Below are 12074 nucleotides of genomic sequence, written 5' to 3'. Positions count from 1 at the left end.
AAGATTTACAATATAGTTCGGTTTTTTATATGGCTAAAACACTTTTGTCCCAGCCTCTTTTTTAGTTTACTAAATCGAACTCCTCCTTAACTAGTTAGTTGACTTCCTTCCTATTCATAACACATTTTTCAATATCCGATTGCAACCTTTTGATTAAGCGCTTACAATAAACGTATGCGAATTTGTTTACTTTAGCAACAAATATACAATGAAATCATGATTTTACTAGGGATTAATTCACTAACTGTTTATCTTTTAAACGTATATTCTTTTTCTCACTCAAAACATCGGAGGGATTATTTTGTCATTCCATAACAAAGTTGTCGTAGTTACTGGTGCCACAAAAGGAATCGGAAGAGAAATTGCCCTAACCTTTGCTCGGCATGGAGCGTCACTCATTGTCAACGGTCGTAACAGCGAACGATTGGCAGACCTTCAGCATGCCATTCAAAAAGAAGGCGGCACATGTTTTAATGTATTAGGTGATGCTAGCAGTCCTGAGACCGCAAATCAAATCAAGGAAATAATTAGCTCGAAGTTTCAAAAGGTTGATGTCTTAGTTAATAATGCAGGTATGAACAAACGAACTCCTACTCTCCAAACCACTCTGGACGATTGGGAGAATGTTATTCGAACGAATTTGACCAGTGCTTTCTTAATCAGCCAGTCCGTATTGCCTTTTATGGTAGAGAACAAGGAAGGTGTGATTATAAATATCAGCTCTACAACAGCAAGCACGCCACATAAAAATGCTACTCCTGCCTATGGTGCATCCAAGGCAGCACTCAATTATCTGACCATGCACCTGGCTTATGAGATGGCTGGTCATAACATACGGGTGAATGCCGTCTGTCCCGGTCCAATTGAAACGGATATGACCGAGCAGTGGGATGATACATACAGAGAAAAAGTCATAAATGGCGTTCCATTGAAAAGATTGGGAGATGTATCTGATGTTGCTGAAATGACGCTTTTTTTAGCTTCAGAACAAGCATCATTTATTACGGGGCAGTCTATCCATGTGAATGGCGGCACACTTATGCGATAACTGTTTCATGTACATTCAGCTTTCTGGCCATAGCCCGGTCGTAAATGATGCACCTTTCTATTCTCTTGTAACAAATGCAATATATACTAATCCGGAATTGTATAATTTTAATTAGTAAAGAGCAGGATTTCGTTATGAAAATCTCTGCTCTTTACTGGTTTTTAATTCAAATCCTCTAAATACTTACTTCTCCCCTCCCTCTGCGCAAACACATCACTCACTTTTTTCTGAATATTCATCAATCTCTAATCTAACCTTAACGTACTTCACAGTGAATACACCTTTTTGAAAGCTATGATAGCAGTATTAAAAATATATTGGAGGAAAAAGATGATGAAGGTTATTATGATTCCCTCAGGTTTTAAAGAATGTCTTGATGCAGAGGAAGTGGCTGTTGCAATGGGAGCAGGTGCAAAAAAGTTCGAACCTTTTATCCAGACAGAGATACTTCCTATGATAGATGGAGGAGAAGGCTTTGCAAAAGCCATTGTCAAGATCAAGAACGGTGAGTTAATTCATAAGACTGTTACTGGACCTGTATGGAAGAAGATCGATAGCCATTATGGTATTTTTCAAGAGGGAGAAACACGCACAGCAGTGATAGAAATGGCTGCTGTTGCTGGCTTGAAGCTAGTACCAACAGAATTGAGGAATCCGCTGCAAACAACCACATATGGCGTGGGCGAATTAATTCTTGATGCTTTAGACAAACAGGTCAATAAGATAATTATTGGCTGCGGTGATTCTGGTACGTCTGACGGCGGCGCAGGTATGGCCGAAGCTCTTGGTGCTGTATTCCTGGATGAAAAGCAGAATCGTATTGCTATAAGGTCCGTCACGGATTTAATGAAAGCGATATCAATAGACACATCTGCCCTACCCAACAGACTGAATGACGTTTCTATTGATGTTGCTTGCAACTGGAAGAATATATTGTGTGGTGACCGTGGCGTGGCGAGAGTTTTTGGACCGCAAAAAGGAGCAACAGCCGAGCAAGTTGATGCCCTTTCAGCTTCACTTGATCATTACGCTGCACTAATTGAGGAATCTACAGGTATGGTCGTTCGCCATGCACCAGGGAGTGGTGCATCAGGAGGGCTGGGAGCAGGACTTCTTGCATTTACAGGCGCAAAGCTGCACCCCCGATTCGACTTGATTAAAAACTACATTCAGATTGAAGAAAAAATAGCCGACGCGGACCTCGTTATAACCGGTGAAGGCAGTATTGATTTCCAGACACCTGATGGAAAAATTCCTTGTGAAGTTGCACGGATCGCAAAAAGATACAATATACCTGTCATAGCGATTACGGGCACAATTGGACGCGGAGCCGAACACAATTACAAAGCAGGTATCGATGCATACGTAAGTATCATCCAATACCCCGTCACCTTAGAGAAAGCTATATCGAAAGCACCTCGATGGATCAAAGAGAGTGTAGAATGTATCCTGCGCCAAATCACAATAGGTGTGGAATTAGCAGACCAAAGGATCTCGAAAGAAAGGATCCAATCTCATGGAACAAGTGAACCGTTATAGAAGAAGTAAAAAGCACCTCGGCAAACGGACTAAAGAAATCCCTGGCAACGCACGTTTTATTGGTATTATTCATGCGTTTATCCTCTTGTTAGTCATTATGACAGATATGGATTATGCCGCAAAAGTATCGCTTTTTGCTTTCTTGTCCGCAATGACACTTTGGAGCACGACAAAGATACCCGCTGGATATGTTGCTGTTTCGCTTATAGCTTTTATCATATTTATGAATGCCGGCGAACCTCAACTGCTTTATCAATCATTCAGTGAAGAAGTTGTATGGTTGATGCTCGGGGCATTTGTGATTGGTGAGAGCATTAAAGAATCAGGACTTGCTGAACGGTTCAGCCATGCTATCCTGTATCGGGCTAAATCGAAACATTCCTTGATACGCGGTTTTACTCTTGCATTAGGATTAACGGCGCCTTTTATCCCTTCCACTTCAGGAAGGGCTGCCCTATCCATGCCAATTATCAAGCAACTAGGTACTCACTTTTCAAGTAAGGAAAAAGAATTTTTAGCTATTTTAGCTCCAGTTATCATTTTAATGAGCACTTCAGCAACTTTAATAGGTGCTGGTTCCCATTTAATTGGTATAGGATTACTGGAAAGTACAACGGACCAATCGATCTCATTCATGCAATGGCTGATATGGGGAGTGCCTTTTACAATCGTTATCACTTTCATAACAATGTATATCGTAAAATTAACTTTATGGCCGAAGCACATAACGTCAGATAGCAGCGATGTACTTTCTATTAAAAATGCGCATAAGGACACATCTATAAAAAAGATAGAGAAAAAGACAATTATCATACTTGTTGGTTTGATTATTGGATGGATTACTGAGAATATCCATGGGTACGATATTGCATTTGTCACTATGATTGGTGCATTGTTATTTATGATACCTCGCTATGGCGTGATCAGCTGGAAACAAGGAATAAAGGCCATTTCATGGAACTTGCTTTTATTTGTGGCAGCCGCCACAGCTCTTGGGAAAGTATTAGTGGATACGGGTGTTGTAGGCTGGATGGAAGAAGAAGTGATGCATTACTTGCATTTATTCGCAGGAGCTTCAGAATGGACGATTGTTTTGCTGCTATCCATCTTAACCGTTACCAGTCATTTATATATCACTTCACATACAACGCGTGCCATCGTCTTTATACCAAGTTTAATCCTTTTTGGACAGTCTATCGGTGTAGAACTTGATACTATCGTGTTTTTAAGTTTAATAGGAATGAATTACTGTGTAACATTCCCTGTCAGTTCAAAGGCTCTGCTTCTCTATTATGAAGAAGGTGATAGCACATACGACGCTAAAAATTTACTTAAGATAAGTCTTTTGCTCATGCCGATTTATGTACTTGTTACCCTATTGTTTTATTTTACTTATTGGAAATGGACGGGACTATCTCTATAAGATGAGATGAAAAAAGCAGTGCCACGGTGGCACTGCTTTTTTTCACTTTAGCCTAAATCGACATTATGATATACCTGCTGCACATCTTCTAGATCTTCAAGAGCATCGATCAGCTTTTCGAATTGCTCCTGTGCCTCTGCATCAAGGGTGATGTCATTCTGTGCCAGCATAGAAAGCTCAGCAACAGAGAACTCTTCGATTCCAGCTTGCTTAAGAGCTTCCTGTACAACGTGGAACTGATCAGGCTCTGCATAAACGATGACCGCATCGTCTTCTTCGATGATGTCACGTGCATCGACATCAGCTTCCATCAGAATCTCCAATACGTCATCTGAGGACTTGCCTTCGATACCGACGACTGCTGTCGCATCAAACATATATGCAACAGATCCGCTGACACCCATGTTTCCGCCATTTTTACTAAATGCAGCACGAACCTCAGGAGCTGTACGGTTCACATTGTTTGTCAATGCATCAACAATAATCATAGAGCCGCTCGGCCCGAAACCTTCGTAGCGCATTTCGTCGTAGTTCTCTTCGCCGCCGCCTTTAGCTTTCTCGATTGCACGATCGATGATCGCTTTCGGTACGTTGTACGTCTTCGCACGCTCCAAGACAAACTTCAATGCCTGATTGGCTTCCGGATCCGGCTCGCCTTGTTTGGCAACTACATAGATCTCCCTGCCGAACTTGGCATAGATCCGGCTAGTATTGGCATCCTTCGAAGCTTTCTTCTCTTTGATATTGTTCCATTTACGTCCCATTGTTGAACACTCTCTTTCAATCTATTTTAAAACTGTGTGTGAAATAATGATTGCTATTACCATTATACAGTAAAATTCGGAGTACTAAAACTCGTGCTGCTTGCTTATAAGATTAGCCGGTAAATATATAGGTTATGTAATAGAGAAACCTAAAGAAAGGCGGCTGTTTATGACACCAGAACATTTAATCATCTTTCTCGCAATCGGCTATATCTTTTACGCTTTGGACAAGAGACAAAAACAGTTACCAGTCCCAATTTTATTGGTAGTGACCGGTGTCATGCTGTCATTCATACCATACTTCTCAGATGTCATCATTAGCCGGGAATTGATTTATAAAGGATTCCTGCCTGCGCTGTTATTCATTTCTGCTTATCGATTTTCCTACCAAGCATTAAGGCGATATGGAATGCTATTCGGATTATTGAGTACAGCTGGTATGCTGGCGACAGCACTATTACTCGGTCTTGCTGTTTGGAGCATCGGTTCCTTATTTCTATCCCTATCGTTCATTGGGGCGTTGTTAATCGCCTCTATCCTTACACCTACTGATCCAGTTTCCGTCGAATCCGTGTTGGAAGAATCTAACGTGAACAAGAAATATACATCGATTCTCGAAGGCGAGTCCATGATTAACGATGGGACGAGTGTCGTCATTTTCACCATTGTATCAAGTATGTATACGGCAGGCGAGTCATTCTCTCTGTTTCATCTCGTAAAGGAATTTCTATTTGTTTCTATCGGAGGTGTACTTATCGGATCTTTATTCGGCTGGGTATTGTCAAAAAATATCTACTTCTTAAAACACCGTACCTACCAAGTAATGATCAGTATCATCATCGCCTATGGGAGCTTTTATTTGGCTGAGCTTATCGGTGTATCCGGTATATTGGCTACCGTGACCGCTGGTATCATGTTTTCCTATGAACTGCAGAAGTCTGACGATGAGGATTATTACAGACATAGCCAGGAGGGATTCTGGAGTATTATCGAGCCAACTATTCTCTCCTTGGTGTTCATCGTCCTAGGGATTGTATCCATGCAGTATATTCAATGGAAACATTTTGGATTTCTCCTTCTCATTTTTGTCCTATCCATAGTTGTACGTTTCTTAGCGATGGCTTTAATCGCCCTGCCAAGTAAAAAATGGCGTGAACTCTTATATTGGAAAGGTACAGTTATTCTGACATTCGCAGGTGTAAGGGGAACGATGAGCATCGTGCTGCTTTTAACATTGCAGGCTGAGCTTTCAGCCAACCATCAAATATTGTCTCTTTCTTTCGGCGCTGTGCTGCTATCCCTCATCCTTCAGACCATTATTATTTATCCGCTGTCGCTTATATTGAAAAAGCCGGGATCCTCATAAGGATTCCGGCTTTTTGCTGAATTGTTCATATGCAGTCTCGAATGCTTGAAAGCTAGCTGAACCAAGTTTTGCTTTATCCCGGTCGAATAGCCTGTCAAAGACTATATCATAAACTTCCTCTGTGCCACATTGTCTGAAGCTTGCAACAAGCTCTAAATAAGATAAAAAGTATGCAGTACTCAGCTTTCCGCCTTTATTGAGAATCATAGATTACTCTCCCTTCTAATCTGAGGATGTCACGCTACTTCTCTGTTTATTATAAGTATATAACAATTGCTTTATATAACAATTTGCTTATATACTAGTTTCAGAAGGAGGAGTTTTGATGACAGAAACAGCTGCTTTATCTACTGAAAAGCTCACAGAGACTTTAAAGATCCTTCATGATCCCACACGTCTGCTGCTAATGAAATTACTGACCGAAAAGGAGTATTGTGTCTGTGAACTGGTAGACATGTTCGAAGTCAGCCAGCCGGCAATCAGTCAGCACTTGCGTAAATATAAAAAAGCAGGTCTTGTTTACGAAGAAAGACGCGGGCAATGGCGCTACTATCGTTTTAACGAGACTTGTGAACAGCACGCTTTGGTGGAGCAAATTCTCGGCCAGCTGGACGAGTATGACGAGCAGCTTGTAAGGCTGCGTACCAAAGCAGAAGCAATAACTTGTTAAGTAGGGAGTTTTTATACACATGTTAACAACTGTTCTAGCCTGTATCATTTTTCTTATCACACTTATACTAATCATCTGGCAGCCGAAGAATTTGAATATCGGCTGGATAGCCTGCAGCGGTGCAATTCTCGCTCTATTAGCTGGTGTGGTCGACTTCACGGACGTATGGGAAGTGACCTCCATCGTATGGAACGCTACCTTGGCGTTTGTGGCTATCATTTTGATTTCACTAATATTGGATAGCATCGGTTTCTTCGAATGGGCCGCTTTACATATGGCCGCTGCAGCAAAAGGAAATGGCGTAAAGATGTTTGTTTATGTCTGTGTATTAGGTGCCATCGTATCCGCCTTTTTCGCAAATGATGGTGCAGCTTTAATTCTGACACCAATTGTGCTGGCCATGGTACGAGCACTACGTTTTGACGAAGCACTCGTATTTCCTTTCATAATTGCAAGTGGGTTCATCGCAGATACTACTTCACTGCCGCTGATTGTAAGTAACCTGGTGAACATTGTATCAGCCGATTTCTTTAACATCACTTTCCTGGAATATGCTTCGCGTATGATCATTCCGAATTTGATCTCACTCGGCGCGAGCATCCTTGTGCTCTACTTATTTTTCAGAAAACGTCTCCCTCGCACATATGAGATAAGTTATGTAAAGCAGCCGTCCTCGGCGATTAAAGACCGAAAAATGTTTAAACTATCTTGGTATGTATTAACCCTATTAGTGATCGGTTATATCGTCTGCGAGTTCTTTCATATCCCCGTCTCCTTTGTAGCTGGATCAATTGCAATCTTCTTCCTGCTTATTGCACGGCGCAGTCCAGCCGTTGAAGCAAAAGCAGTTGTGAAAGGTGCACCGTGGAATATCGTCTTCTTCTCTATCGGTATGTATGTCGTTGTCTACGGATTGCGGAATGCAGGCCTCACAGATATACTCGCAGATGCGATCCAATATGTCGCAGACCAAGGTATGTTCATCGGAACAATCGGTATGGGCTTTATCGCAGCCATTCTGTCTTCAGTCATGAATAATATGCCGACAGTTATGATTGATGCGATTGCGATTTCCCAGACTTCCACTTCCGATGCTATACGGGAAGCCCTTGTTTATGCAAATGTGGTCGGTTCTGATCTTGGTCCGAAAATCACACCAATCGGCTCACTAGCTACGCTGCTATGGCTCCATGTCCTTTCCCAAAAAGGTGTCAAAATATCGTGGGGAGCGTATTTCAAGACAGGAATCATATTAACTATACCAACGCTGTTCATAACACTAACAGGACTTTATATTTGGTTATCCATCATCCATTAAAGGAGAGATATTATGAAAATCCGTATAATAGGATCCGTCGCATCCGGTACCTCAGTGGCAGCAAAAGCACGCAGAAACAACGAAGAAGCAGATATCCGCATTTATGACAGGGACTATGATATATCTTACAGCGTCTGCGGCATCCCTTACTTTGTCGGTGATGAAGTCGAGGATCTGGAGACACTGAATCCGCGTAATCCAGCTTGGTTCAAGAAACGTTATAATGTCTCGATTCAGACAAGACATGAAGTAATTGATATAGATCATGCTGCTAAAACCCTAACTATTAAAAATTTGGATACAAAAGAAACAGTGACGGACACGTATGACGTTCTCGTCTTTGCTACTGGTGCTAGTCCGTTAACACCAGACATAGAAGACACAGAGCTCGACCATGTCTTTCACGTACGTACAATACAACATGCTGGTGCAATCGAACAGTTCATCGAATCCCGCAAGCCGAAAACAGCTACTATTATCGGCGCCGGTTATATTGGATTGGAAATGGCCGAACAACTCACTCATCTAGGAATTGAAGTAACCATACTCCAGCGCAGCAATCAGGTAATGAAACATCTGGATAAAGATATAGCTGACCATGTGGCAGATACTTTGGAAGCACATGGTGTAAACTTGCTTCTCGGACAAGAAGCTGTCCGTATTACGAATACAGACGTCATTACCTCCAGTGGAGATACAATTGCATCTGATATAGTTTTCCTGGCTGTTGGTGTTCAGCCAAATACAGCTTTAGCTGAAAAGATTGGCATCAAAATTGGAGAAACCGGAGCAATTGCAGTAAATGAAAAAATGCAAACCAATTTGCCGGATGTATATGCAGTCGGAGATGTGGCAGAAAGCTTCTCCGTTATCACTGGTAAACCGCTCTATCGACCGCTTGGTTCCACCGCTAATAAGATGGGACGTATAGCTGGTGACGTCATTACCGGAGGCACTTCTGCTCACCGAGGTATTCTTGGCACCGGCATTGTCCGTGTATTCGAATTAGCTGTCGGGCAGACCGGCATGAACGAACAAGAAGCTCTTGCACACGGGTATGATATCGAAACACTGCATAATATCAAACCTGCCCGCGCTGCTTATCTTGGAGGCAAGGAGATTATCATAAAAGCAATTGCTGACCGAGCTACCGGCCAACTGCTTGGTGTCCAGGCAGTTGGAGAAGAAGGCGTGGACAAGCGTATCGATGTATTCGTCACTGCTATGACCTTCGGTGCCAAAGCAGAGGACCTGTTCCATCTTGATCTAGCATATGCCCCACCATTCAGCACAACAAAGGATCCCGTCATGTACACTGGCATGGCGCTCGATAACGCCATAAAGAAGCATAATAAGCTGCTTACACCAAAAGAGCTGCAGCATAGGCTGGAACAAGGAGAAAACTTCCAGATTATCGATACACGGGCTAAAGATCAATATAACACTTCTCATGTGCCTGAAGCTGTCAGTATTCCTTTAGCAGAGCTGAGGGAGAAAGCGAAAGAACTCGACCCGAAAAAACCAACTTTATGCTACTGCAACAGTGGCGTAACAGGCAATGCTGCACAAAATATACTCAGGAATATGGGATTTGAAGAAGTGTACAATCTCTCTGGCGGGAATAAGAACTATCAGAAGTACAGAAAATAAGCAAAAGCCGCATACGTTTGTATGCGGCTTTTGCTTTGAATGAACTACGTATTATATATCTTCAGATTCTCTTTTCGATCTATTCCTGGCGGCTTTCCAAACATTTTTCTGTACTCCCGATTAAAATAAGAAGGACTTTCATATCCAACTTTAAAGGCTGCATCAGCCGCTTTAATATCTTCTCCAATTATTAACCGCCTTGCTTCTTGAAGCCGCAATGCCCTCTGGTATTGAATAGGAGTCATTGTTGTAACTTGTTTAAAATGATGGTATAAAGCTGACGGGCTAAGATTTACTTGTTTAGCCAATTCATCTATTTTTATTTCTCGAGAAAAATACTTCTTTAAATAATATAGAGCAGCAGCTACTTCAGATAACTTACTCCCTTTGGCAGCGAGGTTTTTTACTCTGTCACCGTGCTTTCCCTGCATGATACGGTAAAGGATTTCTTTGATAATAAGAGGTGCAAGTACTTCCGTGTCTTCAGGAGTATGCAGTAGCTTCACGAGTCTGATTAACGCCTCCACAATAACTTCATCTGTCTGATCTACAAATATGCCTCTCTCAGATATACCTTTGTTGGTGGCGTGATGCTTATACTCTTTTGAGACCTCTGCTATCTGCAGTAAATTAAAATTCAATCGAAGACATAAATATGGTTCCGTCTCACTTGCCTCTAAAATTTCTCCGATAACTGGCAGATCGACTGCTACGACTAAGTAATCGCCCTTCCGGTAAAAGAACTCTTCCCCATTAACGGATACCAATTTTCTTCCTTGCAGAACAATGCACAACGCAGGTTCATGCATTGTATGTATAGGCTTCAGCGGCTTTACAGATCGAATAAATTCCAGACTAGAGATACGTGTAAGATTCGTACCATCCTTGGTTGCAAATCTTGAGACCAGCTTTGTAAGCTCGGCTTCTCTCAATTGCAATTGCCCTTCTGACGACATGGAATACATCCTCCTTTGTTGAACTCATTGTCTTGGAGGATAGGGCAAGAATTAAAGAGACGCCGGCTACCGCTCCATATTCACTTTCCATGATACTAATAGTAGATCAGAAAAAGGAGTTGATATTGATTGAAGACTATTAATCATTCTTATGCTGGACTCTGGGTCACTAAAGATCGGTATATCAGGCATGAACTACTAGACGAAGGACGCTATGTTGAAGCTCGCGGTAATGTCGAAGGCGCCTATACAGGTAATTATCAGATAATAGGTGACCACATTGAATATCAAGATGATACTGGATTCACAGCTGATGGAGATTTTCGTAACGGAATCTTATATCACGCAGGGATGATTCTATATCGTGACCACGGCTAATGTGGTCAAACAAAGAGTCTCCTATCAAAATTATATTTGAAAGGAAGATACAAGCATGAGTATAAAGAATAAAGTTGTTCTTGTCACCGGAGGAAGCAGCGGTATCGGAGCAGCAACTGTAGAATTGTTGGCTGAAAATGGTGCTATTGTGATTGCGGCAGCCCGCAGAACAGATAAATTAGAAACAGTTGTATCCACTCTCCGCCAAAAAGGATATACAGCCGATTATAAGCAGTTGGATGTTACGGACTTTGAACAAATGCAGGATACAGTACAAGAAATTACAAAGGCATACGGAAGAATTGATGTAATTGTAAATAATGCTGGTGTAATGCCACTATCTAAATTGGAAGCTCTGAAAATCGATGAATGGAATCGTATGATTGATGTGAATATAAAAGGTGTCCTCCATGGTATTGGTGCTGCATTACCTCTGATGAAGGAACAGCATAACGGACATATTATTAATATAGCTTCTATAGGCGCATACGAAGTAACCCCAACAGCAGCAGTTTATTGCGCAACCAAATATGCAGTCCGCGCAATCACGGAAGGTTTACGACAGGAGGCAACGAATAACATTCGTTCAACTCTAATTTCACCCGGTGTAACTGAATCAGAATTGGCTAATCATATTACCGATAAACAAGCGAGTGAAGCTATGATCGAGTATCGACGACAAGCCCTTCCTGCTTCTGCTATTGCACAAGCCATTCTTTATGCAATTTCACAGCCTGCAGAAATCGATGTGAGTGAATTGATTGTAAGACCTTCTTTATCATCTTAGATTGTAGAAAAGTTCTTTCTTAGTATGATAGGGCTCTATAGTTAAATATCTATAGAATCAAAAAAAGTATTAGAGTAATTAAACTCTAATACTTTTTTCTAAGCTTCCTAGCGGACTTGAACCGCTGACCCCCACCTTACCATGGTGGTGCTCTACCGACTGAGCTAAGGAAGCA

12 protein-coding genes and 1 tRNA gene are annotated in these 12074 nt (G+C 41.8%); 9 read left to right on the top strand and 4 right to left on the bottom strand.

The features are described from left to right. Positions 1 to 301: 301 nt before the first annotated feature. From AE2B122_RS17010 to AE2B122_RS17000, 3 genes are all read left to right on the top strand, one after another. Entirely contained in the window at positions 302 to 1048 is a 747-nt protein-coding gene (locus AE2B122_RS17010) for an SDR family NAD(P)-dependent oxidoreductase (protein ID WP_095220797.1), read from the top strand. 333 nt (positions 1049 to 1381) lie between these two features. Further along, positions 1382 to 2587, top strand: coding sequence for a glycerate kinase (locus AE2B122_RS17005; RefSeq protein ID WP_175074894.1), 1206 nt, complete (start codon positions 1382 to 1384; stop codon positions 2585 to 2587). After that, positions 2565 to 4010 carry an SLC13 family permease gene (locus AE2B122_RS17000; RefSeq protein WP_175074834.1) on the top strand — a complete coding sequence of 482 codons (1446 nt, stop codon included), beginning with the start codon at positions 2565 to 2567 and terminating at the stop codon, positions 4008 to 4010. Before AE2B122_RS17005 ends, AE2B122_RS17000 begins: the two co-directional genes overlap by 23 nt. Positions 4011 to 4057: 47 nt before the next feature. Here AE2B122_RS17000 and AE2B122_RS16995 read toward each other — a convergent pair whose 3' ends face one another. After that, positions 4058 to 4774, bottom strand: a complete 717-nt coding sequence (locus tag AE2B122_RS16995) for a YebC/PmpR family DNA-binding transcriptional regulator (protein ID WP_095220796.1) — start codon at positions 4772 to 4774, stop codon at positions 4058 to 4060. A gap of 169 nt (positions 4775 to 4943) precedes the next feature. On the opposite strand from AE2B122_RS16995, the gene AE2B122_RS16990 reads away from it, so the two are divergent. After that, positions 4944 to 6140: a sodium:proton antiporter gene (locus AE2B122_RS16990; RefSeq protein ID WP_175074833.1), complete on the top strand. Its 1197-nt coding sequence runs from the start codon at positions 4944 to 4946 to the stop codon at positions 6138 to 6140. Here AE2B122_RS16990 and AE2B122_RS16985 read toward each other — a convergent pair. Next, positions 6135 to 6347, bottom strand: coding sequence for a hypothetical protein (locus tag AE2B122_RS16985; protein ID WP_175074832.1), 213 nt, complete (start codon positions 6345 to 6347; stop codon positions 6135 to 6137). The genes AE2B122_RS16990 and AE2B122_RS16985 overlap by 6 nt on opposite strands. A 118-nt stretch (positions 6348 to 6465) precedes the next feature. Between AE2B122_RS16985 and AE2B122_RS16980 the strand changes: the two genes are divergently transcribed. The 3 genes from AE2B122_RS16980 to AE2B122_RS16970 are packed head-to-tail and all read left to right on the top strand — an operon-like array spanning position 6466 to position 9778. Next, positions 6466 to 6810, top strand: a complete 345-nt coding sequence (locus AE2B122_RS16980) for a metalloregulator ArsR/SmtB family transcription factor (RefSeq protein ID WP_095220794.1) — start codon at positions 6466 to 6468, stop codon at positions 6808 to 6810. A gap of 19 nt (positions 6811 to 6829) precedes the next feature. Then, entirely contained in the window at positions 6830 to 8128 is a 1299-nt protein-coding gene (locus tag AE2B122_RS16975; protein WP_095220793.1) for an arsenic transporter, read from the top strand. A gap of 12 nt (positions 8129 to 8140) precedes the next feature. Then, a complete protein-coding gene (locus AE2B122_RS16970) occupies positions 8141 to 9778 on the top strand; it encodes an FAD-dependent oxidoreductase (RefSeq protein WP_175074831.1) in 1638 nt (545 codons plus the stop codon). A 44-nt stretch (positions 9779 to 9822) separates the two neighbouring features. Here AE2B122_RS16970 and AE2B122_RS16965 read toward each other — a convergent pair whose 3' ends face one another. Then, positions 9823 to 10734, bottom strand: coding sequence for an AraC family transcriptional regulator (locus tag AE2B122_RS16965; RefSeq protein ID WP_175074830.1), 912 nt, complete (start codon positions 10732 to 10734; stop codon positions 9823 to 9825). A gap of 129 nt (positions 10735 to 10863) precedes the next feature. On the opposite strand from AE2B122_RS16965, the gene AE2B122_RS16960 reads away from it, so the two are divergent. After that, positions 10864 to 11112, top strand: a complete 249-nt coding sequence (locus AE2B122_RS16960; RefSeq protein WP_095220790.1) for an Atu4866 domain-containing protein — start codon at positions 10864 to 10866, stop codon at positions 11110 to 11112. A 55-nt stretch (positions 11113 to 11167) separates the two neighbouring features. Then, positions 11168 to 11899: an SDR family oxidoreductase gene (locus AE2B122_RS16955; protein WP_175074829.1), complete on the top strand. Its 732-nt coding sequence runs from the start codon at positions 11168 to 11170 to the stop codon at positions 11897 to 11899. 101 nt (positions 11900 to 12000) lie between these two features. Here AE2B122_RS16955 and AE2B122_RS16950 read toward each other — a convergent pair. After that, a tRNA-Thr gene (locus AE2B122_RS16950) sits at positions 12001 to 12073 on the bottom strand. Position 12074 lies beyond the last annotated feature (1 nt).

This window comes from Terribacillus sp. AE2B 122 (assembly GCF_902497585.1).
In the GTDB taxonomy this organism is placed as follows: domain Bacteria; phylum Bacillota; class Bacilli; order Bacillales; family Amphibacillaceae; genus Terribacillus; species Terribacillus saccharophilus_A.
The sequence above is the reverse complement of the archived record's forward strand: the minus strand, read 5'-3'. Positions and strand labels throughout refer to the sequence as shown.

Excerpts from the sequence above, each read along its gene's own strand:
- AE2B122_RS17005 (WP_175074894.1), top strand. The coding sequence starts at position 1,382 with ATGAAGGTTATTATGATTCCCTCAGGTTTTAAAGAATGTCTTGATGCA.
- AE2B122_RS17000 (WP_175074834.1), top strand. The coding sequence starts at position 2,565 with ATGGAACAAGTGAACCGTTATAGAAGAAGTAAAAAGCACCTCGGCAAA.
- AE2B122_RS16995 (WP_095220796.1), bottom strand. The coding sequence starts at position 4,774 with ATGGGACGTAAATGGAACAATATCAAAGAGAAGAAAGCTTCGAAGGAT.
- AE2B122_RS16990 (WP_175074833.1), top strand. The coding sequence starts at position 4,944 with ATGACACCAGAACATTTAATCATCTTTCTCGCAATCGGCTATATCTTT.
- AE2B122_RS16985 (WP_175074832.1), bottom strand. The coding sequence starts at position 6,347 with ATGATTCTCAATAAAGGCGGAAAGCTGAGTACTGCATACTTTTTATCT.
- AE2B122_RS16980 (WP_095220794.1), top strand. The coding sequence starts at position 6,466 with ATGACAGAAACAGCTGCTTTATCTACTGAAAAGCTCACAGAGACTTTA.
- AE2B122_RS16975 (WP_095220793.1), top strand. The coding sequence starts at position 6,830 with ATGTTAACAACTGTTCTAGCCTGTATCATTTTTCTTATCACACTTATA.
- AE2B122_RS16970 (WP_175074831.1), top strand. The coding sequence starts at position 8,141 with ATGAAAATCCGTATAATAGGATCCGTCGCATCCGGTACCTCAGTGGCA.
- AE2B122_RS16965 (WP_175074830.1), bottom strand. The coding sequence starts at position 10,734 with ATGTCGTCAGAAGGGCAATTGCAATTGAGAGAAGCCGAGCTTACAAAG.
- AE2B122_RS16955 (WP_175074829.1), top strand. The coding sequence starts at position 11,168 with ATGAGTATAAAGAATAAAGTTGTTCTTGTCACCGGAGGAAGCAGCGGT.